Here is a 25,264-nt window from a genome sequence, read left to right as displayed (position 1 = left end):
GCTGAATGTCGATTTTTCTAGTCAGGAAAGTTATTTAACGTCAAAGTTTCAAACTCATTCTTATCATTCTCAAAAATAATAAACGCTTTTAACTCTGAATGTCTGTATAAAAACTCAGTTACTTTTTCGATTCCCATAGCCTGAAAGGCCGTCGCATACGCATCTGCGGTCATGCAATCCTCAGCAATTACAGATACACTAAGGATATTTGTTTTTGAAGGATAGCCTGTTTTGGTATCGATGATATGAGCATAGCGATTTCCGTTTTCATCAACTTTAAATTTGCGGTATGTTCCCGACGTAGCCATCGCTTCATCTTGCAAAGGAATTACTTTAGAATAGGACTGTTCACCTTCAAAATTAGGATCATCAATACCCACTTTCCAAGTTGATTGTTTTTCAAGATTAATGCCTCTTGCTCTTATTTCACCTCCTATTTCAACTAAATAATCTTTAATATTTCTGCTTTCTAAAAATTCACCAATAACATCTACACCATACCCTTTTGCAATGGCATTAAAGTCTAAAAACGACTTTGAGCTTTTAACCACCTTATACGCTCTCAATCCCATACGGTTATAACCAACAGAGCGCATTAAACTATCTATGGTTGTGCTATCAATATTCACTATCTTACCTCCTGGCCCAAAGTCCCATGCATTCACAACCGATCCTATGGTAGGGTCAAATGCTCCTTCTGTAGCTCTATAAATTTCTTTTGCCTTCTGAAAAACGCGTTTAAAATGTTCATCTACCACGATAGCTTCACCTTTGTTTAATCTAGATATTTTAGAATCTGGAATATAGGTTGACATGGATTGGTTCACCACGTCAAAAAGGCTATCGAACTGTTTTTGGTAGTTCACATCATGTTCCGAATGGTATTGAACACTATACGACGTTCCATAAACCGGACCTGATAATTTGATGTTTTTTGGTTCGTGTTGACAGGAAAAAAAAAGTAATACAAGGCTAAAGGAAAGTAAAATTTTATTCATATTAAAAACTAAAATCTTGGTGTTTTATTAATGAGATTCCTGCTTTCGCAGGAATTGGTCAATTTAAATTCATTTCTATAACTTGAATGCCGTTGTATTCTATGAGATACTCTTCGTTAAGATAAATGGGTAAATCTTCACCGTCAGGATTTCCTAACCCTACACCTGCATATAACACTTTAGCATCCTTTTCAAAAGCATGTTTCTTGAAGGTTTCCATCCAAACTACATCATAATTATTAGGGTTATCTGGTAAAATCACGGCACGGACTACCACAAAGTAATATTGACTATTCTTATCAATACACACAAATTGTGGATGACGTTTTAACTTAGAATTAATAGCTACAAACTCAAAACCACGCGCCTCCAGGTCTTTACCAACATGGTTCATGGCGAGATTATGAATTTCTTGCGGTGTTAATGGTTTACTCATGATACAAAAATACAAACTTGTTATTTAAAACGCACATATTTTGAGCTCACAAATGTATAATTTGACACCTGAATCATCACGTCGTCTTCCAACTTGTACCACGGAGAAATCGAAGGCGCTTGTAGATTTTTAACCAAATGTACACTTTGGGCTGGAGTATTACCTTGAAACAATAAAAATAACTTTTCACCATTCTCATTTATAACTTCGTCTGCAATCATAACGATATGGCCAGGTGAACCTCCTTTAATAAGCATATCACCAATTTTTAAATCTTTCGCTTTAACGGTTTCTAACTCATTGTACAACGATAATGTCCCAGAGTACATATAAATTAAATTCAAATATTTATAGAAGTTGTCTTTTGAAGTATTGGCCCTTGCCGTTTTATAAAACGTGACTTTATTCCCGTTAATTTTTGGTCTATACCCTTCAGCATATTTGGTCCAAGAACAATAATGCCCAGATGTAAAATTAAAACCTATTTCGTTTTTTCTATTGTTGTCCCATAGGTATTCACTTCGTATTCTAATAAGTGCATCTGCACATTGTTGTAGTCCATTTTTAGGTACAGGAACCTCTAAAACACCAATATGGCCGCCTTGCCAGAAATAGTTGGTGTCATCGTAATTAATGATTTTACTTCCAAAGGCTTTTAATTTGTAATTCCTGAGATACGCTTCAAAACTTCCTTTGGTATAATTGACCCGTATATAACCTTCAGGAATATTAACTCTAGATGCAATCGTTAAACTATCTTTATTAATAAGACTTGGTGTTTCAATACTTGATTTAACGATACTAACCACTTTTTTTACTGGTCTAAACTGAAACGCTAAAACGGCAAGTGATGTTAAGATTAAAATAGCGAGTAGAACTTTTTTCATATTTAAACTAACGCTAAAGTTTTTAATTTTCGTATGTTGAAGACTGAATTATAGTTCGTTATCGTAAGATTTTCGAATCAATTCGGCTTTACTATTAATTTCTAACGTTTTGTAGATGTTCTTAATGTGTGTACGAACCGTATCGATGGAAACAAATAAATCATTGGCAATCATTTTGTAGCTTTTTCCATCTACAATACCAGCCACAATGTCTTTTTGTCTTGGCGTTAACAAATTGCTTTGATGTTGTTTTGGCGCGAAGGTATTCACTATTTTTCTCGCAATGGACGGCGACATATAAGAACCACCTTTACTCACTACTTCTATTGCTTCCTTTATTTTTTTAAGTGGTGTTTTCTTTGATAAATACGAACAGGCTCCTGCACATAATGCTTTATAAATACTATCATTATCTTCAAAAGTCGTCAGCATAATAATGTCAACTTTTGGAAGTTCGTTTAATAGTAATGGAATCCCCTTAATACCAGACATACCTAATAGGTTAATATCCAAAAGAATTATCTCTGGCAAAGTTTCAAGTGATTTAATAGCCTTTAAAAAATCTTCAACCGAAGACGATATTTGCACACAATCAATCTCAAATTGGGTATCAAAAAAGTCGTTCAGGCTTTCCTGAATTAACGCATCATCTTCTATAATTCCCAAATTAATTGTACTCATTTTTTATTGGCGAAAGTCTTATATGTTATCACTATTTTAAAAGCTATACATGTGATAATTCTTCATTAGTAAAGTTATGATTTTAGAAATACTCTACAATCACATTATCATGTGATTTTACTTTTACAGATTATTAGATATTCTATATAGTTTCCCTTTTGATATATTTTAAAAAACACCCCTAAAGTCCCCTCAAGGGGACAATCTACTTAAATAAAAATTATACTATGATTTCAATTCTGCAGTTATAATAATGTAAAAAAATCACATATTAAAAGGTAAATGTAATTCAACGCAAAATCCATTTTCTCTTTTAAATACTATATCTCCTTTTAACTTTTCTGCTCGCATTACCATATTAGATAAGCCTAAACCGGTTGACTTGTAACTCTCCTTTTTACTGCCATTGTCTTTAATGGTAAACTCACACCCCTTGAACGTATTAGTTAAAGCTATTTTTACATGTGTCGCATCAGAATGTCTTAAAATATTGGTGATGGCTTCTTTATATATTAAAAATAAATCCTGCTTAGTCTGTGCTATTAAACGTCTATTAGGATTTCTAATACTTGAGCTAACAATTTGAAATGTGATGTCTTTTGGCAACAATAATTCTTCCGCCAACTCATGCATACGTTCAATTAAATCGTTAACCGTTTCACGCCTACTATCAATACTCCATACCAGATCTCGCATCTGTGAAATCGCATTTCTGCTAATTCCTGCAATCTTTTGAAGTTTCAATTTATCGGCTTCACTGGCATTAATTTCCATAAGTTCGGTTTGCATGGCTAAACCAGACAACAGTGACCCAACATCGTCGTGTAAATCACTAGATATTTTAGTCCGAAGGCGTTCCATGGCCATAGCCTGTTTAAATCGATACCTAAAAATGGAATACATGATAGCTATAACTGCTAATATCGCCAATGCTATAAACCACCATTTTTTATAAAATATTTGTTTAACTGTAATCGGTATGGACAAAATTGAAGGACTTTCATTTCCTCTTGAATCTTTACCTTTTACGTTTAATACGTAATCTCCTGCCGGCAATTTGTTATATCGGATTGAAGAACTATTTCCATGATAAAACCAACGATTTTCAAAACCTTCTAATTTTGTGCTATATGTATTTTTATTATTTTGAAAATAGCTTGGCATTGTCCAGTTGACCTCAAAATATTGATCGTAAGGTGAAATTTCTAAAGTTGATAATTTAGTTTGATTAAAATCAGTTTTAAAATCAGTTTTAGTTTTGCTATTATAACCTGAAAACTCTGTAAATCGCATATTTGGTGTCTCAGATTGCTTTAGAACTTCGTTTGGTTTAAACTTATTCAATCCGTTCATGCCGCCAAAGTAAAAATTCCCATTACTATCTTTATAGAACGACGAATAGTTAAATTCAAAATGTGTGAGTCCATCTTCAGCATAAAAATTCTGAAACACTTCTGTGGTTGGGTTAAAATAGCATAAACCATTGTAAGTACTAATCCACATATTTTGATTATCGTCAAATAAAAAACCAACAACATTATTATCTGGCAAACCATTATTTTTAGTAAAAGTTTTTATCGTTTTTCCATCTGCTGATAAGTAATTTAGACCACCACCATAGGTGCCAATCCATATATTCCCTTCTAAATCTTCATCAACAGCCAGAATATAATTTCGTGAAATTCTCGGATTAGTGTCTTTAGAAAACTGGGTTTCAACACCTCCATTCATATTAACTTTTAGCAAGCCATCACTGCGTGTACCAATCCATATAACATCATCTGTTTTACTTTCTTTAAAGAATCTAAAATCAGCAAAATCATTTTCTATATTCTTATTTTCAAATAGCATACTATACGCTTCAGTTTCAGGATCAAATAATATAAGTTGCGACAAACTCTGTCCAAATAATAATTTTCCATTTCTGAGTTTTATTATTGGATTTTGACTCCTTAAGTCTATGCTAGATTTAAACTCATCATAAATCTTAGTTGCTCCAGTTTCTAGATTAATTTTCATTAAGCCCAGACCTAAAGTGAATGCATTTTTTTTATTTTCATCCAGCGCATAAAAAATGGACACATATTGCGAAATCTCTAAAGCGTTTTTTTCAAGATTTAGATGTAGTGTGTCAATTTTACCCGCAATAGTTTTGAATAGAATTTTGTTTTGACTTTCAGATTTAACATAGATAGTTCCATTGGCATCTTCAAAAATACCACGCATTGTATTTCCCCATCCCTGGTTCTTAGATGCGAATACGCTTGTAAACAGCCCATCTTCTATACGTATTTTAAATAAACCATTGTCTGTTGCGACCCAAAGTAGTTTGTTAGCATCAATAAAAAGCATATTGATTTTTGAATATTCTAATGTAGACCTCAACTGTTGTGTATAATCCTTAAAAACCCCATTTGTGTCCATGCGAAATAGATCCGTATCACCAGAAAACCAAATCTGATCTTCATCGTCTTGTATGCCTTGGTAAAATAGTACACCGTTATTAAGTATGTGTTTTGAACTTAAACCATCCTCACTTAAAGTAAAAATCCCAAATTCTTTTTGAGAAAAAAAGTACTGTTTATTATTTTTATCAAAATATGAAAGCGTAAAATTAGAGATATTCCCTTGCCAATTAAAAGTCGATAATTTGTAGGTGTCTAACAGTTCACCATTGGCATTAAACTTAAAAGAACCTTGATCTAAATTTAGTATAATGTGTCCTTTTCTGTCTTTAGTTAACGTACTGTTACCACTTTGAATTCTTGATACTGTGGCCTTAACTTCAAATTTGTCGTTAATCAATTTTTGAAGATAATGTTTGGCTTCACCTTTGTTTGCTGTGAGATAGTCTTCTGTCTTTATCCAAATACTACCATCTTCAGTTCTAAGTAAATTTACAACGTCTCCTTTGATACCGTGAGAACCATTAAATGCAGTAACTTTATCTGTGGTTAAATCTAAATTATACAATTTTAAATTCGCAAAAAACCATAATATATTAGCTGTGTCATCAATTTCTATATTATCTCCAATTTGCTCATTTTCAATATAAAAAGGATTAGTTCTATCAGAATTATAGACCTTAAAATTATTACCATCATATCGTATTAAGCCGACTTCCGTACCAAACCACATCATTTGATTTTTATCCTGAGCCATACAAGTAATGGATCTAAAGGGCAAGCCATCATCTGTAGTAAGCACATCAATTTGGGATGGATTTTGAGCATACACACTATAGCATACAAAGAGTAAGCTCATTTGCAGAACAAAAGTGCTCAGTGTTTTAAAGGAATTCAAAATAATGGTTTAATTAATAGCTAAGTCTCAAATATACAAAATGTTAGCACTAAATTTCACATTAAGATGTGATTGATAACCTTGGTTTAACCTTATATCTTGCCAATAGCTATTAATTACTGATTCTAATAAATAATGGATTCATCTAACAATAAAAATGCATTACATAGATATACGTTAAAAGTTCTGGCAATACTAACAGGAATAATAACGATTTACTACGTAATTACTACAGCATTCCCCATGCTAATCCCAACTGAAGCAGTTTACGGCTCGTATTACTTCCCGAGAATGTATTGGGTATTTCCACATATTGTTTTGGGGATAATCGCAACTATAATTGGGCCTTTTCAATTTATGCCAAAAATTCGAAATAAATATCTCAAAATCCATAGGCAATTAGGCCGTGTTTATATGATGTCTACTGTTTTATCAGGAATATCTGGTATGTATATGGCGGTTACTTCCGATGTTAATTTACCATATGCCGTTGGTTTATTTATGCTTGGCGTTGCGTGGTCAACGTCTTCCATAATGGCATTTATTTCTATAAAGAACCGAAAAATAGACCTACATAAAGAGTGGATGATTAGAAGTTACGTCATTACGCTAGCTTTCGTCACATTCAGATTTGTATACGATATTATAAGGTCATTTGATATTGGAACATGGGAAGAAGTTCAAGTTTTAATGAGTTGGGCCTGTTGGGCGATACCCTTATTTATTGCCGAAGTTTTTATACAAGGAAAAAAGATAAAAAAGAAATAACCAATAAACACTAATCAAAATGAACAGATCAAAATTATTTACAAGTCTACTATTATTTATTGTTTCAGCATCATTTTTTAATTGTGAAGAAAAAGTCACCACAGAAATCACAAAAGAAAAAACGGAAACCATTGCACACAATGAAGTAAACGAAACACCCGAATACTTCTTACTAAGACCCGAAGTTGAAAAAGCCTATGGCTATTCGCATGCTGTAAAAATCGGCAATTCTATTAAAATTTCTGGAGCTGTAAGTATGGATGATGAAGGCAACCCAACAGCGGTTGGCGATTTGGCACAACAAATGAAAAATTGCTATGCTGATTTAGAAAAAATCTTAAAACATTATGGATGCACATTTGATGATGTAGTGAAAGAAGATGTCTTTACAACGGATATGCCCAAATTTTTAGAAGCCGCAGCCTACAGAACTGAAATTTACAAAACCCAATTCCCTACTGGTTCTTGGCTTGGTGTAACAGAACTAGCAGTACCAGAATTTATGATAGAGATTGAATTGGAAGTGCATAAATCAAAATAATAATTAATAAACCATTACACATGAAAACTATGAAACGAATATTAGCCACAATGTTCCTTATTGCCATTAATTTAAATGGATTTGCACAAGACACAAAAACCGCTACCATTAATTTAATAGTAATCGATAGTCTTTACCAAGCGTTTGCAAAAGGAGACATTCCAACCGTACTTGGTTTAATGGATGAAAAAATTGTATGGAACGAAGCTGAAGGAAATTCCTTGGCTGATGGTAATCCATACATTGGTCCACAAGCTGTCTTAAATGGTGTATTTGCACGAATTGGCCCTTTGTATAAATCATTCGCAGTAAAAGATGTAAATCTACATGAGATGAGTAATAATCAAGTATTGGCTACTTTGCGCTACGAAATTGTCTCTAAAAATGATGAAAGTTATTCTGTACAAGTAGCGCATCATTACACACTTAAAGACGGAAAAATAATTCAGTTTCAGCAATATGCAGATACTAAGAAGTTGGCAGATGCTGAGAAAGTGTAATTCAAATAATTTTAAATCAATTACAAAATGAAAAAATCATGAAGAACATCTTATTAATTCTAAGCTTAGCTTTATGTCTTATAACTGTTAAGCAAGGACACGCCCAAAACACAAAATTACCTAATGGTAATATTACTGAAAAACTAAGCTACATTAAGGATAGTAAAAATTTTAGTAGCGAAAGTAAACGTTTAAAGCTGCTATTCGAAGTCTATACCGAAAGTCAATTAGAAACATCGCCTGTAATGGCTACTTTTTTTGGAAAACCGGGATACAACCATTTATGGGATGATGTTTCACCTGAAGCCACAAATAAAAACTTAGCCGTATTAAAGATTTTTAACGACTCTAAAGACTGGTTTAATCTTGAAAATTTAACGGAAGAAGATAAAGTCAACTTCAGCATCTTTAATCGCTCTGTTGGCGACCAATATGCTTTAAATAGCCAGTTTCCAGAACAATATTTAATAATAGACCAAATTCAGGGCATTCATTCGTACATACCTGCAATTATTCAAATGATGCCAACGAATTCGCCAAAGGCATTGGAAGATATTATAGCAAGAATTGAGGGTATTTCAGAACTTTTAAAAAACATTGAAATAACCTTGTCAGAAGGCATAGAAAAAGGAATTGTGATGCCACGAACTACAGTTGTGCAAGTTCCCGAACAATTAAAAAGCATGATAGCTGAAACTCCTGAAGAAAGCATTTTTTACACACCATTTATCAACTTAGATGGACATGATGCCTTAAAAGAGAAGGCTAAAACTATCATTACCAAAAGTGTTAACCCAGCTTTTGATAAGTTCAAAGTTTTCATGACCGACACCTATTTACCAAACACTAGAGAAAGCTATGGACTAAGTGAATTACCCAATGGAACGGCATGGTACAATGCGCAAATAAAGTTTCATACCACCACAAATAAGACCGCTCAGGAAATCCACGATATCGGCCTATCAGAAGTAGCAAGAATATTGGTTGAGATGGAAAAGGTGAAATCAGACACAGGCTTCAAAGGCGACTTAAATGCATTTAATACTTTTCTAAAAGAAGACCCTCAGTTTTATTTTGACACGCCTGAGGAATTGCTTTCGGCTTATCGTGATATTTGCAAAAAAATAGATCCTGTCTTGCCCCAACTTTTTGGGAAACTACCAAGACTTCCGTATGGTGTAAAAAAAGTGCCAGCTTATTCAGAGCAAGCGACTACAACGGCGTATTATAATCCAGGTTCTCTGCAATCTGGTGTAGCTGGCTATTTCTATGCGAATACTTATAAACTAGAATCGAGACCTAAATGGGAAATGGAAGCCTTAACTATTCATGAAGCGGTTCCTGGTCATCACTTACAGATTTCACTTGCTCAAGAACTAGAAAATGTTCCAGAGTTTAGAACCATGCTTGGGTTTACGGCATTTATTGAAGGTTGGGGACTGTATTCTGAAAGTCTGGGTCCAGAACTCGGCATGTATCAAGATATGTATTCTAAATACGGGCAATTGACTTATGAAATGTGGCGTGCCATGAGATTGGTAGTTGATACCGGCATCCATGCCTTTGGGTGGACAAGACAAGAAGCTATCGACTATTTTAAAGAGAATTCTGGTAAAAACGAAAACGACATTTCGGTTGAAGTTGATAGGTATATTGCTTGGCCTGGACAAGCTCTAGCTTACAAAATTGGCGAACTAAAAATAAAAGAACTTAGAAAAAAGTCGGAAGACATCCTAAAAGATCAGTTTGACATCAGAGCATTTCATGATGTTGTGTTAGGTAGTGGAACGATTCCTTTAAACGTGCTAGAAGACAATGTAAATCAATGGATAAACCATCAGAAAAACAACTGAGAACAAATAATTGGAAAAAGATAAACTATGATAGAAACTACCAACCAAAACCATACTATTCCTATACAACAAAACCAGCGTATTCATTTTTTAGATGTCCTTCGCGGCATTGCCATACAGTGCATTTTTATGGCTAACATCGTTTATTTTTCAGGACTTTTCTTTTTCTCAGAAAGTTATAGGGATCCTGCTTTTGTATGTCCTTCTGATGGGATTTTGGGATTTATCTCCTTTATGTTAATTGATGGTAAATTCTATTCTATTTTTTCCCTACTCTTCGGTATTGGCTGCTTTGTACAATACCATAAACTAAGTAGTCAAAGCAAGCCTTTTGCTCCATTTTTTGCTAAACGTATGTTCTGGTTAATGGTTTTTGGTTTAATTCATTTAATAGGATTTTGGCTCGGTGATATCTTAACACTCTATGCGCTTTTGGGCTTTGCTATAATTCCATTCATCAACGTTTCAAATAAGAAATTATTAATGTTTGCCACCATTCTCATCCTGCTACCTATTTTAAATTGGTTCATTATTTCTTATTTCGGCATAAATTACCCTGATGTTTTTCATCAAAAAAGTATAGATTCATGGCAAAACTACGGCTTCCCTCAAGTAGAGTGGGATGGTAAACTTTGGAATGATGTGGAATTTGAATTAACCAATAAAGACTGGTCTGCTTTTTTTAAAATGAACCTTGGCAATTCATGGATACGCTTGTCAATGATCCTCGAAGAAGGTCGTATTTTTAAAGTTTTTGGAATTTTTCTTATCGGTCTTTGGGCTGGACGTAAAATACTGAATGAAAATCTTTTACAAAATGTAAATCTTCTAAAAAAAATAGCGCTTTACGGTTTACTTATTGGTTTACCTATGAGCGGCTGGAGAGCGTACCTTCTATTTTTAGGGGAACAAAATCAAATCAACAGCTTTCTTAACACGCTAAGCTATGCTTTGGGCACTGTACCAACCGCATTAGGTTATGCGGCATTAATTGCATTACTTTTTAGAAAAAAACCCAAGCTATTGATGTGGCTTGCTCCCGCTGGAAAAATGGCTTTCACTAATTATATCTTACACACTGTTTTTGGCCTCACCTTTTTTTATGGTATTGGTTTCGGATGGGCTGGTAAAATGGGATTTACCATGATAACACTTAGTGCTATCGCCTATTTTCTGCTTCAGGTTGTATTTAGCACCTTATATCTCAATTATTTTAAATATGGTCCATTAGAATGGCTTTGGAGGCAATTAACTTATGGTAAGTTTTTAAAGATTAGAAAATCATAACTAATTAAATTATGATAAAATTCTTCAGAAAACTACGTCAAAATATGATTAGAGAACATAGAGCTTCAAAATATTTACTCTACGCCATTGGCGAAATCATCCTTGTGGTGATTGGTATTTTAATTGCGCTTCAAATTAATAATTGGAACCAAGAATTAGCCAATAAAAAAGAGGAGCAAACAATCATAAAAAACCTAAACTTGGAATTTAAAAAGAACATAATAAGTGTTCAGGAGTATATTAAACACCACAAAACCATTTTATCTGATACAAGAGTCCTTATCGATTTAGTAGGAGAGCCCGAAGAGGTCCTAAACAAATTCAATCTCGATAGTCTCTTAGCACAATCCATCAATTATTGGAGTTATAAGCCAAGTCAATCAGTAGTTCTAGATGTCATTTCATCTGGTAAGCTTAATTTAATTTCTTCAGATTCATTGCGACTGCAATTTTTTGAATGGTCTAGCAATTTAGAAAAAAACGAAGAAAATTATAATACATTGGATGAAATTAATCAATCCATTGTGTTAACATATCTCACAAAGCATGCCTCCTTAAAAAACATAGATAACTATGGGATTTTGGAGTGGAATAAAAAATCAAAACTCAAACATTCCAATTACAAAATGTTCCAAGATATTGAATTTGAAAATGTGATGGATAATCAAGCTTGGGATATAAAAAATTATATACTGTCACTTGAAAATCTTGAACATACCATGGCTAGAATCATTGCCGAAACTAATAGAGACTTATAATTTCATAGGATAAAATTTTTCCGAAAAACCGCCAAAATAGGATTAAAGATCATAGCGTTTCAAAGTATTTGCTCTATGCTATAGGTGAAATTATCCTTGTAGTGATGGGTATATTGATTGCATTACAACTCAACAATTGGAAAGAAGCCAATGCAGAACTTTAGAAGAAGGACAACAAAAATCGCAAGATCTCATAAACGTATTACAAACTTGATTATGACATTAAAAAAGAATATATTATAATAAATATGCTATCTCATAAGCTGAAAACAGCAATAGCTAATCCTAATGAAATTCCTATATTGCTTGCAAATCAACTAAATGAAAAACAAAAATGTTTTTAAACTCGCTTTCCTTATTGCCATCGGTCTTTCCAACTGTAAAAACAAAAATCCATTACCAGACCCTTTAGAAGCTGGTTGGAAAGGCAATGCTGTCTGCGAGGTGTTAGAAGATAATAAAGAACTTAGAGTCCTTAAATGCACGTTTGAACCCGGTGTTGGACATGAAAAACACTATCACAATCCACATGTTGGCTATACCTTAGTAGGAGGTAAATTTAGAATTACAGATCATACAGGGACTCGAGAAGTAAATGTTCCAACGGGTTATACATTCAGTAAAGATTCTATAACTTCACATGAGGTTTTAAACATTGGAGAAACAACCTCTGTTTATTTGATAATGGAGTATAAATAAAAGCTTCTAACGAATAGAAATCATTACGTTTTCAAAGTCATTTCATTTTTTTGTATCTTTTTATTTTAAAACAAAAAATCATTGCGCTATGAAAACCTCTGTTCGTTTTGAAAATGCAATTAATAAATTATATCTAGCATTTCATCATAAGACTTTAAATCCTGACGATTTTAAGCAATGTGCAGTTGGTAATATTCTAGATAACAAAGATAGCTGGAAACAATTAACAGACATCCATGGCTCAACCAAATTGAATTACATAGGCTTAGTGCATCAAAATTTAGGTCAGCGATTTAATGGCTATTTAGCTATTGAATTATTACAAATTGAAAATGCTTTCCTTATGGGATGTGGATATCATTTATCTGAACAGAAGCGTTTATACAGACCTCGTTACATCAACGAAACTATTTTATTTAATGGTTTATGCAATGTTGTTACCGAACTATGTAGATTAGATAAGATAAATGATGTTATGGATTGTTCTGTGTTATTTAATTATAACAGTAATAAGCTCAATACGGAATTAGTATAAACATAACATTATAAAAATAAAAAAAGCCAACTCATTTTGAGTTGGCTTTTTTATATGATACTAACTTTAGATTAACCTCCAAAGTCATCAAATCTAATATGCTCATCAGGGATTCCAAAATCCTCTCCCATTTTCTGAACCGCTTGATTCATTAATGGTGGTCCACAGAAATATAATTCAATATCTTCTGGTGCTTCATGATGATTTAAGTAGTTTTCTATTACACAATTATGAATGAAACCTACAAATCCGTCACCTTCTTCGTCATTAATATCTTTTTTAACTTTCCAATTATCACTTTCTAATGGCTCTGATAATGCTAAATAGAACTTAAAGTTTGGAAAATCTTTTTCTAATGCTCTAAAATAATGGATATAGAATAGTTCTGCTTTAGAACGTCCTCCGTACCAATATGTTACTTTACGACCTGTTTTTAATGTTCTAAATAATTGGTATAAGTGTGATCGCATTGGAGCCATACCTGCACCACCACCAACGTATAACATTTCTGAATCTGACTCGTTGATAAAGAACTCACCGTAAGGTCCAGAGATTGTTACTTTATCACCAACTTTTTGATTAAAAATATAAGATGAAGCAACACCAGGATTAACATCCATCCAGCCACCTTTTGCACGATCGAAAGGAGGAGTTGCAACACGAACGTTAAGCATAATTCTTCTTCCTTCTGCAGGGTAAGAAGCCATAGAATAGGCACGTTCAACTAGCTCTTCGTTTTTCATTACTAAAGGCCATAGACCAAACTTTTCCCAATCTGCTTTAAATTTATCTGGTTCACCTGGATGATCTTCTGGGTGTGCAGTAATATCCATATCTGCATACTTAACTTCACATTCAGGGATTTCAATTTGAATATATCCACCAGCTTTGTAATTCATATCCTCAGGAATCTCAACTACAAACTCCTTAATGAATGTTGCAACATTATAGTTTGAAACTACTGTTGCTTCCCATTTCTTGATACCAAATACTTCTTCAGGAATCGTAATTTCCATATCCTGCTTTACTTTTACTTGGCAAGATAAACGCGCTCCTTCAGCTAATTCTTTTCTAGAAAAGTGAGGGGTTTCTGTTGGTAATGCTTCACCTCCACCAGATAAAACATGACACTCACACTGAATACAAGTTCCACCTCCACCACAAGCAGATGGTAAAAATATTTTTTCAGCACCTAAAGTACTTAATAAAGTACCTCCTGAACTCACTTCTATTTCACGTTCACCATTGATCAAAATCTTTACAGGTCCTGAAGGTGATAACTTTTGTTTTACAAATAATAATAGTGCTACTAACAATAGAGTTACCAATAAAAAGGCAGCTACTGTTGCGACTATAGTTCCGATTGTACTTGCGGCTAATATCATCATACTAATCAATTACTCGTTTGTATTTTCAGCTACATTTAAGTCAGACTTAAGTTGAGCTTCTTTATTAATATCTTCTTTTATTACTTCAATTGCAGCAGACTTATCTTCTGCAGGTGCTTCTTCATCTCCTCCTGTTAACATACCACCAAAACTCATAAACCCAATGGCCATTAAACCTGTTATAATAAATGTAATACCTAAACCTCTTAAAGCTGGTGGTACATTACTATATCTAATTTTTTCTCTAATAGCTGCTATTGCTAAAATTGCTAAGAACCATCCAATACCAGAACCAATACCATAATTTAAGGCTAAGCCTAAGGTTGCTATTTCTCTAGATTGCATAAATAATGAACCACCTAAAATGGCGCAGTTTACAGCAATTAAAGGTAAAAATATACCTAACGAGTTATATAATGATGGCGAAAATTTCTCTACTATGATTTCAACTAATTGTACCATGGTAGCAATTGTTGCAATAAACATAATAAAAGATAAGAAGCTTAAATCGTAGCTCGCATATTCTTCACCTAACCAAGATAATGCACCAGGTTGTAATAAATACTGATCTAACAACCAGTTTAATGGTACTGTAATAGCTAATACAAATATTACAGCAGCACCAAGACCAACAGCTGTTGACACCTTTTTAGATACAGCTAAGTAAGAACACATTCCTAAGAATGTTGCAAATACCATGTTATCTATAAATATCGATTTGAAAAATAATTCTATATGTTCCATATTTTTAAGTCTTCAGTTTGCAGTTTTAAATCCTTAGTCTAGACATTTACTGCAGACTATTTTTAGTCTTCTATTAATGCTTTGTTTCTACTACGTTGTATCCAAATAATAATTCCTACAACGATTAATGCCATTGGAGATAATAACATAAAACCGTTATTTTCATAACCAATTGCATACAATCCTGTTTTTTCAATTGGATCACCTAAAACTTTAAATCCTAATAAAGTTCCAGACCCTAAAAGTTCTCTAAAGAATCCAACGATTATAAGTATTAAACCATAACCCGCAGCATTACCTATACCGTCTAAAAATGACCTCCATGGACCATTTCCTAAAGCAAATGCTTCAAAACGTCCCATGATAATACAGTTTGTAATGATTAATCCAACAAAAACTGAAAGTGTTTTACTTAGTTCATAAGCATAAGCCTTTAAAACTTGATCCACTATAATTACTAAAGCTGCAACAACAACAAGTTGTACAATAATTCTAATTTTTGAAGGAATAATATTTCTCATTAAAGAAATGACTACGTTTCCTATTCCTAAAACAAATAATACAGAAACGGCCATTACAATAGAGGCTTTAAGCTCGGCTGTAATTGCTAAAGCAGAACAGATACCAAGTACTTGGATTGTAATTGGGTTATTATCTGCTAATGGATCTAATATTAAATTGGCGTCTTTTTTTGATAAAAGTCCCATAAATTATTTTTTTAAAGTTTTAAAATAAGGCCAGTAAAGCTTCAAATCTTTTTTGATCATTGCTGTAACACCATCACCAGTAATTGTAGCACCTGCAATAGCATCAACCTCGTTATCTGTTTTATCTAAATTTTTAGGATCGGCATTACCTTTTGCGACTGTAATTCCTTTAAAATTACCTGAAGCATCTAATAAATGTTCTCCAATAAAGTCATCCATAAAGAAACGTTGCTTAATATTTGCTCCTAAACCAGGTGTTTCACCTTTATGATCAAAATAAGCTCCTTGAACAACCATGTTTTCATCCATTGCGACATAAGCCCAAATAGCATCCCAAAGTCCTTTACCTCTTATTGGTGCGATATAAAATGTTTTACCATCCTTTTCACCTATAAATAAAGGTAATCTTCTTGCCTCACCAGATTTTGCTTTGGTTTGTTCCTTTTTTACATCAATTAAATATGCTTGGTCATTTTCTGATGCAATTCCATTTTCAATTACTAATTGTTTTTTAATGTATTTTGAAAACTCATCACCAACTTTATCTGTTGAAATAAAATTAGCACTACCTTCATCGTTATCATTAACTCCCATAGCATACAGAATATTCTGCTGCTTTTCCATACGTTCATTTTCTGCGATTGTAGGTTTTAAAGAAGCTGCTGTAAATGCTAATAAAGAACCTACCACTAATACCATTGCTATGGCAAAAATTATAGTATATGAATTTTTATCTGTTCTATTTTCCATCGTTATGCAACTTTAGCTTTTAAACGTTTCATTCTTTTCTTTACATTTCCTTGAACCACATAATGGTCAATTGTTGGTGCAAACACATTCATTAATAGAATTGCTAACATAACACCTTCTGGATATGCTGGGTTGAATACACGTATCATAATAGAAATAAATCCTACTAAGAAACCATATATCCATTTTCCTTTTGTTGTTTGTGATGCCGTAACAGGATCGGTTGCCATAAATACAGTACCAAAAGCAAAACCACCAATAAGTAAGTGATGCCAAAATTCTGTACTCATTAAACCGTAGAATTTACTAGACTCTGTAATCCAACCTGAGCTTACAACTCCGTTGAAGATTAAACCCATTACTAATGCACCTATTACAGATGATAACATAATTCTCCAACTTCCAATTTTAGTAAAGATTAAGAATAATGCACCTAATAATATTAATAGTGTAGATGTTTCACCTACTGAACCAGGTATTAATCCGTAAAACATGTCCATGACATCATAAGCGACAGATTTTCCTTGTGCTAAACTACCTAAGATTGTTTCACCAGAAATAGCATCTACATTTTGTCCAGCTGCAATTAATTGATCTTGTTCTACAGCTCCGTGTACCCATACTTTATCTCCTGACATCCATGTTGGATATGCGAAGAATAAGAATGCACGAATGGTTAATGCAGGATTCAGAATATTCATTCCTGTTCCACCAAAAACTTCTTTACCTATAACAACACCAAAGGCAACTGCTACAGCTAACATCCAGAGAGGCGTATCAATTGGTACAATTAATGGGACTAACATACCCGTAACTAAATACCCTTCTTCAACTTCGTGATTATTTTTAATAGCGAATAAAATCTCTATTGCTAAACCTACTACGTAAGAAACAATTACTAATGGAATTACTTTCCAAAAACCAACTAAGAAGTTATCTAAAGTCCAAAACTCTGAACTTAAAAAACCACCTGTTGCTTGTTGAATTTCTCCAAAAGCTAAGTAATGCTGGTATCCAGCATTAAACATACCAAATATTAAACAAGGAACCATTGCCATAATAACAGTGTTCATTGTTCTTTTTAAATCATCGGCTGCTTTAATATGAGTTCCGTTATGAGTGGTCTCATTAGGCAAGAATAAGAATGTATGTATTGCCGAAAATGCTGGCAACCATTTTTTATCTTTATTCTTCTCTCTAAAATTATGTAAATTTTGTTTTAAACCCATTATCCTATCTCTTTTAGCATTAAGTCTAATCCTTCTCTTATAATTTTTTGGTGTGGTTGTTTTGACACACACACAAATTCTGTTAAGGCAAAATCTTCAGGTGCAACTTCGTACATTCCTAAAGCTTCCATTTCATCTAAATCTTGATACATACAAGCCTTTAAAATCTGCATTGGGTAAATGTCTAAAGGAAATACTTCTTCGTATGATCCTGTTACAACAAATGCTCTATGCTCACCGTTTGTATTGGTATTTAAATCGTATTTTTTCTTAGGGTTTAACCACGAAAAAGTTAACGCTCTTGATGTAGAAATTTTATTAAAAACGGGCTTATTCCATCCAAATAACTCATAATCATCCCCTTCTGGTATCACAGTAATTATATTACTATAATAATCTAAATTACCATCTGGCATTACTTGTTTACCAGTTAATACATTTCCAGAAATTATACGGTCGTTACTATCTCTTTCAACACCATTATCATAAACCATAGTCGCAATTTCAGAACCTATTTTAGTTCTAAAATATCTTGGTTTTTTAACTGAAGAACCTGCTAAAGCAACAATACGCTCTGCATTAAACTTACCTGTTAATAATAGTTCTCCTATTATTACTAAGTCTTGCGCATTAACTGTCCAAACCGTTTCTCCTTTATTAATAGGATCTACCTTATTAATTAAAGTACCTACATTACCTGATGGATGAGGCCCAGAAACTTTATGAACTACAACGTTTTGTAAATTTGCTAAAGGTGAATTTGAATTTTTACCTACTGAAATATGAACACTACCCTTTGTTAGCTTAGATAATGCAGTAACAGCAGCTTGTAACTCAGCTTCTTTCCCTGTTAAAGTATAATCTAAATCTGCTGCCAAAGGTGCACTAGCATAGCCAGAAATAAAAATAGCTTTTGGTGTGCTATCTGCTTTTGCAACAACATCATAAGGACGTTGTTTTATAAAAGCCCAACAACCTGAAGCTAACAAATGAGCTTTAGTTTTTTCAGCATCAGAAGCTAGATCAAATTTACCATGATCAACATAAGTTTGCTCTTTGTCTGCTGTAATTTTAATAGCGTCTATACGACGTCTTGGTCCACGTTGCACCTCTGTAACCTCACCAGACACAGGTGAAACGAATTTCATAGCTTCTTCATCCTTATTATAAAACAAAGTCTCACCAGCTTTTACACGTGTGCCTTCTTTTGCTATTAATTTTGGAATAATACTATGGAAGTCTTCAGGTCTAATGGAGTAGAAATTACTAATAATAGCATTTTCTGTTGCTTTCTCGGCTTCACCGATAAGCTTTATGTCCAAGCCTTTTTTTATTTTGATGTCTTTTGACATATCTCTTAAAGATTAGTTATCTAAAAATCCGTGCAAATTTACGAATTAATGCTTAATTATGGAGCAATTTGAAGCAACTTTTTTATTTGTAATCATTATAAATAACATATGCGATTTAAGGTATAGATTTTGATTATCTTTATACGCTCAGATTTCAAATAAAATGAAAAAACACATTCTTAACCTTTTTGTACTTATACTATTTCCTACAATCCTACTCTCTCAAGTAGCTAAAGAACTCAATCCACCTGATTTTATAAAGACCATTACTTTTAAAAGCAACACCACACAAGGCCAATTGCCCGTTTTAAAACTCGGTGAATCTCTACTACTAGAATTTGATGCTTTAACCGGAGACGAAGAAGACTTTTACTACGTTATAGAGCATTTTAATTTTGACTGGACTCCTTCTGGATTAGTAAAGTCGGAATATCTAAGAGGATTAGACAACCAAAGGATTTTAAGTTACGAAAACTCATTTAACACCTATCAGATATACTCTCATTACAACTTAGCAATACCAAACTCACAGACACGTGCGTTATTAAAAAGTGGTAATTATATGATTTCAATCTATGATGATTATGATGAATTAATGTTCAGCAGAAAATTTATGGTTTATGAAAATATAGCCAATGTTGGTGTAAAAGTTAAACGTTCTAGAGACGTAAAAGTTATTGCCGAAAAACAATCTGTAGACATGGTTATCACCACTAATGGTCTAAATTTAAATAACCCTTTAGAAACCGTTAAAACATTAGTCATTCAAAATAACAACCTTAATACAGCCATTTCAGATTTAAAGCCACAATACACACTAGGTAACGAACTTATTTATCGCTACGACACCGAATCTGCATTCTTTGGTGGAAATGAATATTTATTTTTTGAAAATAAAGATGTTAGAGCTGCAAACGTTGGCATTCAGCATATAGACTTAGAAGATATTTATCACAACTATTTATATACTAATATCTCTAGAAAAAACAGACCATACACCTACAATCCTGATATTAATGGAAACTTTCTAGTCACAGTTATAGATAGAGATAACCCTGATGTTGAAGCAGATTATGTTATGATTCATTTTTCATTATTACACGAAGAATTAAAAGATAAAAACATACATATTTATGGAAATTTCAATTATTTCACCATAGAACCATTAACTCAAATGCTATACAATTCTGAAAGCAAACGCTACGAAGCTACATTATTGCTAAAACAAGGTTTTTATAATTACAAATTTGTAGCTGTAGATAAAGAAACTGGCGAATTAGACGAAGGTGCTATTAGTGGAAATTTTTGGGAAACCGAAAACAATTATAAAGTCCTTGTTTACTATAAAGATCTCGGAGCCCGTTACGATAGACTTATAGGCTTTGGTGAAGCTAGCTCAGTAGATATTACAAATTAAAAATAGCATAAAACAAAAAATACTAAGTCATATATGATGTTTCCTAATTTGAATCCAGTTAATATTATAGAACTGTTAAAAATTACAACCACTCAACCGAATTATAATGCTTCATTCAAAAATTATGTTATTTTAGCATAGAATAATTATTAAATACACATGGTACAACAAGTTACAAGCGGGATTAAAATTTCTGTAGAAACCAATTTTGAAGGCACTTTTTATAAAAACTATAAAGTGCACTTTGCATTTGGCTATAAAGTAACTATTGAAAATCAAAGCAAAGATTCTGTTCAATTAAACTCTAGACATTGGTCAATCTTAGATGCTTTAAATAATGAAGAGATTATAGAAGGAGAAGGAGTCATTGGAAAAAAACCTGTTCTAAAACCAGGTGAATCCCACACTTATAACTCTGGATGCCTTTTAACCTCACCCTTTGGTGCTATGCAAGGTCATTATAATATGGTCAATTTTACAAAAGCAAATAAGTTTAAAGTTTATATTCCTTCTTTTAAATTAAGTGCTCCATTTGCCCTTAACTAGACTCCTCTCTTAAAACAAAAGCACTACTAAACATTTATAGTGCCTTAATTTAGCTTCAGATTAAAGCTTATTAACTATAGCTATCTAAGACTCAGCACATATTACATTGCACAATACAATTTGCGCTACGTTTTTACACAAGACAATATTGCTATTTTTTTTAAGCTAACCCTTTGAAAGTATAATTCTAAGCTTCATACAACTATAACGTTTCAAAGAAATAATTTCTTATAAAAATTGTACATTTGCACTTTAAAAATTCAAACTAAAAAACAAAATATATTATGGGAAAAGGATTCTTTAATGTACCTGTAGCAGTTAACGAACCTGTTATGGCTTACGCACCTGGTTCAGCAGAACGCAAAGCTGTTGCTGAAGCTTACAAATCTATGTATAACTCAAAGGTTGAAGTTCCTATGTACATAAATGGAAAAGATGTCAAAACTGGAAACACCAGAACAATGTCTCCTCCACACGATCATCAACATATCGTAGGCGAATATCATTTAGCAGAAAAACAACATGTTGAAGAAGCTATTTCAACAGCCTTAAAAGCACGTAAATCATGGTCTCAATTACCATGGGAACAACGTGCTGGTATTTTCTTAAAAGCGGCAGAATTAATCGCTGGTCCTTATAGAGCTAAAATTAATGCTGCAACTATGATTGCACAATCTAAAACCATTCATCAAGCAGAAATTGATGCTGCATGTGAGCTGATTGATTTCTTACGTTTTAATGTTCAGTTTATGACTGACATTTATATGGAACAACCAGAAAGCACAAGCGATGCTTGGAACAGAGTAGAATACAGACCTCTTGAAGGTTTCACCTATGCTGTAACTCCATTTAACTTTACAGCTATTGCAGGTAATTTGCCAGCATGTATGGCTTTAATGGGTAATGTTGTCGTTTGGAAACCAAGTAACAACCAAATATATTCTGCAAAAGTAATTATGGACGTCTTTAAGGAAGCTGGTGTTCCTGCTGGTGTTATCAATGTCGTTTTTGGTAATCCAGGAATGATTACAGATACCGTTATGGCTAGTCCAGATTTCTCTGGTTTACATTACACAGGCTCTACTCCAGTATTTCAAAACCTTTGGAAACAAATCGGTAACAATATTGCAAACTATAAAACGTACCCAAGAATTGTTGGAGAAACTGGTGGTAAAGATTTTATTGTAGCTCACAAAACTGCTGTTGCAAAGCAAGTAGCTACTGCAATTTCTCGTGGTGCTTTTGAATTTCAAGGTCAAAAATGTAGTGCAGCATCTAGAGCATACATTCCTAATAATTTATGGGACGATGTTAAGAAGTTTGTAATAGAAGACGTTAAATCTTTTAAACAAGGTTCTCCTGAAGACATGAGTAATTTTGTAACTGCTGTAATTAACGAAGGGTCTTTTGATAAATTAGCAAGATACATTGACGAAGCAAAATCTGCTAGTGATGCAGAAATAATAGTAGGTGGAGGATATGACAAATCTAAAGGTTATTTTATAGAGCCTACGGTTATTGTTACCACTAACCCAAAATACGACACGATGTGTACTGAGTTATTTGGCCCAATAATAACCATTTACGTATATGAAGAAGATCAATTTACTGAAACCTTAAAATTAGTTGATGAAACTAGCGAATACGCCTTAACTGGTGCTATTTTAGCAACCTGTCGTTATGCTATAGAAGAAGCTACAAAAGCCTTACAAAATGCAGCTGGTAACTTCTATATTAATGACAAGCCAACTGGAGCAGTTGTTGGTCAACAACCATTTGGTGGCGCAAGAGCATCTGGAACAAACGATAAAGCTGGTAGCGCACAAAACTTAATGCGTTGGGTGTCTCCAAGATTAATAAAAGAAACTTTTGTAACTCCTGTAGATTACAAATATCCTTTCTTAGGCTAAGGCTTTACAATCTTTTAAATACTAAATCCTTAAAAGCGCTTTTGCTTTTAGGGATTTTTTTTGTGTCTTATAGAAAGTTGATTGAAAAAAAAATCTTGAATCCTAGCTAAACTTTGTATCTTGTACAAACACAATTAATTAGAACATACCATAAGCAGCCTCAAAACTTTATTAGCACAAAAACACTAAATGCAAGATTAACTTTTAAACATTGAGGAACAATAACTCCAAAGCCATGAAAAAAAATTACCTTTTTATCTTACTCTCTTTACCTTTTTTTCTAACAGCACAAAACACAATTACATCTAGTATAACTCCAAATTTATCTGTTTATGGAGAAACCACAAACTATCCTGGCGAAGGTGAATATGAAATATTCTTAAGTGCAGATAATATTTTAGACAAACCCATTTTTCTTGTTGATGGCTTTGACCCAGGAGATACAAGAGGCATTATTGATTTATATAATTCATTAGACTTTATTGGAACATCCGGAACCCAAAATTTAGCAGATTTAGTTAGAGCCGAAGGTTTTGATGTCATAGTTCTAAATTTCCCAACTTACACAAGAACTGCTGATAACGAAATTATTGATGGAGGAGCTGATTTTATGGAACGTAATGCCATGGTTTTGGTTGAATTAATAGATATGATTAATACCGACAAAGCAGCCAACAATCCTGAGCAAAATGTCATTATTGGACCAAGTATGGGAGGTGTAATTTCACGTTATGCCTTAAACTACATGGAGGCAAATTCACTAAATGCAGACACAAGACTTTACATCTCTTTTGATTCTCCTCACCATGGAGCAAATGTACCAATTGGCTTACAACACCAATTAAACTTTTTAGCCTTTAACAACACTAATCCGGTTACAGAAGTACAACCTTTAATTAATGGCTTATTAAAATCGGCTGCAGCCAAACAATTACTAACAGACCACTTAGATGCCCATTTGTTAGGAACAGATTTAGTAACCTTTGATCCTACATTAAAATTACCAACGGCTCACCCGTTTAGAGACATATTTGAAATTTCAATTAATGCATTAACTCCTTCTGGATTTCCTGAAGATGTTCGTAATGTTTCTATAATTAATGGTAGTGGTAATAATACCCCTTACTTTGCAATAGGAAATTCTGGGCCAACTGTTACAAATGATTACTCCGTAATAAACACAAGTATAGCTATGCCTATTGGCACATTTACAGCAGATATTATCATAGGTATAAACTTCACTCCTGCTGCGGGAATTACAAATACGACAAGTAGTATTTCCATCCAATTATTTAGTGTTGAAATTGATGATTCTGTTGCAGAAAGCGAAGCGTTTTCATATTCGGATGGTATTGATGCTGCACCAGGAGGCTTATTTGATTTAGGCGGAATAACAGAAACCATAGGATCTGGTGGAGGAATTGGAGGCGACTTTATAAATGCACTTAATATTGATAAGTTTAATTTTATCCCTTCAGTTAGTGCATTGGCTTTAGAATTTCCTAATAACGAAATTGATTGGCATGCCACAATAGACTTAACAACGTCGCCATTTGCAAACATATATTTACCAGAAGAAAGCGAACCTCATGTTTTACTAACACAAGAAAATGTAAATTTTGCTTTAGAAGAAATATTAAATCCGCCATTACACATTTCTAACCATGAATTGTTTGCTTTTCAATTAGAGAAAAATCCAGTAAAAAATGAATTAATATTAAAGTCTAACAGCAGTACTAACGCAAACATTAGTATAACAGATTTAACAGGAAAAACTGTATACAACTCCAATTTAAAATTAGATAACAGCACAATAATACCTTTAGATATAGCTTCTGGATTTTATATTCTCAATATAATTGGCGAAAATAATTCAATATTTACAACAAAATTTATAGTAAATAAATAGCACACTAAATACTAGGCATAAATAAAAAAAAAAAAAAAAACCTGAACGCTAAAATTAGTGTTCAGG

At 33.2% G+C, this 25,264-nt stretch carries 23 protein-coding genes; 12 read left to right on the top strand and 11 right to left on the bottom strand.

Annotation, left to right across the window (positions count from 1 at the left end; genetic code table 11):
* Positions 1-17: 17 nt before the first annotated feature.
* The 5 genes from KO504_RS16370 to KO504_RS16350 form a co-directional block, all read right to left on the bottom strand.
* Positions 18-998 (bottom strand): FAD:protein FMN transferase, encoded by a 981-nt coding sequence (locus tag KO504_RS16370; protein WP_215928650.1) that lies wholly within the window; start codon positions 996-998, stop codon positions 18-20.
* Between the two features lie 58 nt (positions 999-1,056).
* On the bottom strand, positions 1,057-1,434 hold the full coding sequence (locus KO504_RS16365) for a Na(+)-translocating NADH-quinone reductase subunit F (RefSeq protein WP_215928648.1): 378 nt from the start codon (positions 1,432-1,434) through the stop codon (positions 1,057-1,059).
* Positions 1,435-1,454: 20 nt separating this feature from the next.
* The gene (locus tag KO504_RS16360) at positions 1,455-2,321 is read right to left on the bottom strand and encodes a DUF4846 domain-containing protein (protein ID WP_215928646.1); all 867 of its coding nucleotides are present in this window, start codon (positions 2,319-2,321) and stop codon (positions 1,455-1,457) included.
* Between the two features lie 48 nt (positions 2,322-2,369).
* Entirely contained in the window at positions 2,370-3,002 is a 633-nt protein-coding gene (locus tag KO504_RS16355; RefSeq protein WP_215928645.1) for a response regulator, read from the bottom strand.
* 264 nt (positions 3,003-3,266) lie between these two features.
* Entirely contained in the window at positions 3,267-6,266 is a 3,000-nt protein-coding gene (locus KO504_RS16350) for a sensor histidine kinase (protein ID WP_215928643.1), read from the bottom strand.
* A gap of 174 nt (positions 6,267-6,440) precedes the next feature.
* Here KO504_RS16350 and KO504_RS16345 point away from each other — a divergent pair, with 174 nt between their 5' ends.
* From KO504_RS16345 to KO504_RS16310, 8 genes are all read left to right on the top strand, one after another.
* Positions 6,441-7,073 carry a DUF2306 domain-containing protein gene (locus tag KO504_RS16345; protein ID WP_215928641.1) on the top strand — a complete coding sequence of 211 codons (633 nt, stop codon included), beginning with the start codon at positions 6,441-6,443 and terminating at the stop codon, positions 7,071-7,073.
* 19 nt (positions 7,074-7,092) lie between these two features.
* A complete protein-coding gene (locus KO504_RS16340) occupies positions 7,093-7,614 on the top strand; it encodes a RidA family protein (protein ID WP_215928639.1) in 522 nt (173 codons plus the stop codon).
* Between the two features lie 29 nt (positions 7,615-7,643).
* Complete coding sequence (locus tag KO504_RS16335) at positions 7,644-8,114, top strand: nuclear transport factor 2 family protein (RefSeq protein ID WP_252723725.1); 471 nt, start codon at positions 7,644-7,646, stop codon at positions 8,112-8,114.
* 38 nt (positions 8,115-8,152) lie between these two features.
* Positions 8,153-9,967, top strand: a complete 1,815-nt coding sequence (locus KO504_RS16330) for a DUF885 domain-containing protein (protein WP_215928635.1) — start codon at positions 8,153-8,155, stop codon at positions 9,965-9,967.
* Between the two features lie 27 nt (positions 9,968-9,994).
* Positions 9,995-11,254, top strand: a complete 1,260-nt coding sequence (locus KO504_RS16325; RefSeq protein WP_215928633.1) for a DUF418 domain-containing protein — start codon at positions 9,995-9,997, stop codon at positions 11,252-11,254.
* An 11-nt stretch (positions 11,255-11,265) separates the two neighbouring features.
* On the top strand, positions 11,266-12,012 hold the full coding sequence (locus KO504_RS16320; RefSeq protein WP_215928631.1) for a DUF6090 family protein: 747 nt from the start codon (positions 11,266-11,268) through the stop codon (positions 12,010-12,012).
* 321 nt (positions 12,013-12,333) lie between these two features.
* Positions 12,334-12,711 (top strand): cupin domain-containing protein, encoded by a 378-nt coding sequence (locus KO504_RS16315; RefSeq protein ID WP_215928629.1) that lies wholly within the window; start codon positions 12,334-12,336, stop codon positions 12,709-12,711.
* 88 nt (positions 12,712-12,799) lie between these two features.
* Positions 12,800-13,246, top strand: coding sequence for a Na(+)-translocating NADH-quinone reductase subunit F (locus KO504_RS16310; RefSeq protein ID WP_215928627.1), 447 nt, complete (start codon positions 12,800-12,802; stop codon positions 13,244-13,246).
* Between the two features lie 71 nt (positions 13,247-13,317).
* Here the strand turns inward: KO504_RS16310 and nqrF are convergent, their stop codons facing one another.
* From nqrF to KO504_RS16280, 6 genes are all read right to left on the bottom strand, one after another.
* Positions 13,318-14,631: an NADH:ubiquinone reductase (Na(+)-transporting) subunit F gene (gene nqrF / locus KO504_RS16305; protein WP_215928976.1), complete on the bottom strand. Its 1,314-nt coding sequence runs from the start codon at positions 14,629-14,631 to the stop codon at positions 13,318-13,320.
* A gap of 12 nt (positions 14,632-14,643) precedes the next feature.
* Positions 14,644-15,378, bottom strand: coding sequence for an NADH:ubiquinone reductase (Na(+)-transporting) subunit E (gene nqrE, locus KO504_RS16300; RefSeq protein ID WP_215928625.1), 735 nt, complete (start codon positions 15,376-15,378; stop codon positions 14,644-14,646).
* Between the two features lie 62 nt (positions 15,379-15,440).
* Positions 15,441-16,085, bottom strand: coding sequence for an NADH:ubiquinone reductase (Na(+)-transporting) subunit D (locus tag KO504_RS16295; RefSeq protein ID WP_157362827.1), 645 nt, complete (start codon positions 16,083-16,085; stop codon positions 15,441-15,443).
* Positions 16,086-16,088: 3 nt separating this feature from the next.
* A complete protein-coding gene (locus tag KO504_RS16290) occupies positions 16,089-16,835 on the bottom strand; it encodes a Na(+)-translocating NADH-quinone reductase subunit C (RefSeq protein ID WP_215928623.1) in 747 nt (248 codons plus the stop codon).
* Between the two features lie 2 nt (positions 16,836-16,837).
* Entirely contained in the window at positions 16,838-18,064 is a 1,227-nt protein-coding gene (locus tag KO504_RS16285; protein ID WP_215928621.1) for an NADH:ubiquinone reductase (Na(+)-transporting) subunit B, read from the bottom strand.
* Complete coding sequence (locus tag KO504_RS16280) at positions 18,064-19,416, bottom strand: Na(+)-translocating NADH-quinone reductase subunit A (protein WP_215928619.1); 1,353 nt, start codon at positions 19,414-19,416, stop codon at positions 18,064-18,066. The genes KO504_RS16285 and KO504_RS16280 overlap by 1 nt, the downstream gene beginning before the upstream one ends.
* A gap of 163 nt (positions 19,417-19,579) precedes the next feature.
* Between KO504_RS16280 and KO504_RS16275 the strand changes: the two genes are divergently transcribed.
* The 4 genes from KO504_RS16275 to KO504_RS16260 all read left to right on the top strand — a co-directional run bounded on the left by KO504_RS16275 (position 19,580) and on the right by KO504_RS16260 (position 25,198).
* Positions 19,580-20,833 carry a DUF5103 domain-containing protein gene (locus tag KO504_RS16275; protein WP_215928611.1) on the top strand — a complete coding sequence of 418 codons (1,254 nt, stop codon included), beginning with the start codon at positions 19,580-19,582 and terminating at the stop codon, positions 20,831-20,833.
* Between the two features lie 159 nt (positions 20,834-20,992).
* Positions 20,993-21,379 (top strand): Co2+/Mg2+ efflux protein ApaG, encoded by a 387-nt coding sequence (gene apaG / locus KO504_RS16270; RefSeq protein ID WP_215928609.1) that lies wholly within the window; start codon positions 20,993-20,995, stop codon positions 21,377-21,379.
* Between the two features lie 284 nt (positions 21,380-21,663).
* Positions 21,664-23,289 (top strand): L-glutamate gamma-semialdehyde dehydrogenase, encoded by a 1,626-nt coding sequence (gene pruA / locus KO504_RS16265; RefSeq protein ID WP_215928607.1) that lies wholly within the window; start codon positions 21,664-21,666, stop codon positions 23,287-23,289.
* A 235-nt stretch (positions 23,290-23,524) separates the two neighbouring features.
* A complete protein-coding gene (locus tag KO504_RS16260; protein WP_215928605.1) occupies positions 23,525-25,198 on the top strand; it encodes a T9SS type A sorting domain-containing protein in 1,674 nt (557 codons plus the stop codon).
* The last annotated feature ends 66 nt before the right edge of the window (positions 25,199-25,264 follow it).

The organism is Winogradskyella psychrotolerans (assembly GCF_018860565.1).
GTDB lineage: Bacteria > Bacteroidota > Bacteroidia > Flavobacteriales > Flavobacteriaceae > Winogradskyella > Winogradskyella damuponensis.
Note: the sequence above shows the minus strand (reverse complement) of the source record. Positions and strands in the feature narration are given on the sequence as shown.

What these genes read in the sequence shown, in the direction of transcription:
- KO504_RS16310 (WP_215928627.1), top strand. Translation starts at nt 12,800, where the DNA reads ATGAAAACCTCTGTTCGTTTTGAAAATGCAATTAATAAATTATATCTA.
- KO504_RS16365 (WP_215928648.1), bottom strand. Translation starts at nt 1,434, where the DNA reads ATGAGTAAACCATTAACACCGCAAGAAATTCATAATCTCGCCATGAAC.
- KO504_RS16290 (WP_215928623.1), bottom strand. Translation starts at nt 16,835, where the DNA reads ATGGAAAATAGAACAGATAAAAATTCATATACTATAATTTTTGCCATA.
- KO504_RS16260 (WP_215928605.1), top strand. Translation starts at nt 23,525, where the DNA reads ATGAAAAAAAATTACCTTTTTATCTTACTCTCTTTACCTTTTTTTCTA.
- KO504_RS16295 (WP_157362827.1), bottom strand. Translation starts at nt 16,085, where the DNA reads ATGGGACTTTTATCAAAAAAAGACGCCAATTTAATATTAGATCCATTA.
- nqrE (WP_215928625.1), bottom strand. Translation starts at nt 15,378, where the DNA reads ATGGAACATATAGAATTATTTTTCAAATCGATATTTATAGATAACATG.
- KO504_RS16285 (WP_215928621.1), bottom strand. Translation starts at nt 18,064, where the DNA reads ATGGGTTTAAAACAAAATTTACATAATTTTAGAGAGAAGAATAAAGAT.
- KO504_RS16325 (WP_215928633.1), top strand. Translation starts at nt 9,995, where the DNA reads ATGATAGAAACTACCAACCAAAACCATACTATTCCTATACAACAAAAC.
- KO504_RS16360 (WP_215928646.1), bottom strand. Translation starts at nt 2,321, where the DNA reads ATGAAAAAAGTTCTACTCGCTATTTTAATCTTAACATCACTTGCCGTT.
- KO504_RS16275 (WP_215928611.1), top strand. Translation starts at nt 19,580, where the DNA reads ATGAAAAAACACATTCTTAACCTTTTTGTACTTATACTATTTCCTACA.
- KO504_RS16280 (WP_215928619.1), bottom strand. Translation starts at nt 19,416, where the DNA reads ATGTCAAAAGACATCAAAATAAAAAAAGGCTTGGACATAAAGCTTATC.
- KO504_RS16370 (WP_215928650.1), bottom strand. Translation starts at nt 998, where the DNA reads ATGAATAAAATTTTACTTTCCTTTAGCCTTGTATTACTTTTTTTTTCC.
- apaG (WP_215928609.1), top strand. Translation starts at nt 20,993, where the DNA reads ATGGTACAACAAGTTACAAGCGGGATTAAAATTTCTGTAGAAACCAAT.
- KO504_RS16320 (WP_215928631.1), top strand. Translation starts at nt 11,266, where the DNA reads ATGATAAAATTCTTCAGAAAACTACGTCAAAATATGATTAGAGAACAT.
- pruA (WP_215928607.1), top strand. Translation starts at nt 21,664, where the DNA reads ATGGGAAAAGGATTCTTTAATGTACCTGTAGCAGTTAACGAACCTGTT.
- KO504_RS16350 (WP_215928643.1), bottom strand. Translation starts at nt 6,266, where the DNA reads ATGAGCTTACTCTTTGTATGCTATAGTGTGTATGCTCAAAATCCATCC.
- KO504_RS16335 (WP_252723725.1), top strand. Translation starts at nt 7,644, where the DNA reads ATGAAACGAATATTAGCCACAATGTTCCTTATTGCCATTAATTTAAAT.
- KO504_RS16315 (WP_215928629.1), top strand. Translation starts at nt 12,334, where the DNA reads ATGAAAAACAAAAATGTTTTTAAACTCGCTTTCCTTATTGCCATCGGT.
- KO504_RS16355 (WP_215928645.1), bottom strand. Translation starts at nt 3,002, where the DNA reads ATGAGTACAATTAATTTGGGAATTATAGAAGATGATGCGTTAATTCAG.
- KO504_RS16345 (WP_215928641.1), top strand. Translation starts at nt 6,441, where the DNA reads ATGGATTCATCTAACAATAAAAATGCATTACATAGATATACGTTAAAA.
- nqrF (WP_215928976.1), bottom strand. Translation starts at nt 14,631, where the DNA reads ATGATATTAGCCGCAAGTACAATCGGAACTATAGTCGCAACAGTAGCT.
- KO504_RS16330 (WP_215928635.1), top strand. Translation starts at nt 8,153, where the DNA reads ATGAAGAACATCTTATTAATTCTAAGCTTAGCTTTATGTCTTATAACT.
- KO504_RS16340 (WP_215928639.1), top strand. Translation starts at nt 7,093, where the DNA reads ATGAACAGATCAAAATTATTTACAAGTCTACTATTATTTATTGTTTCA.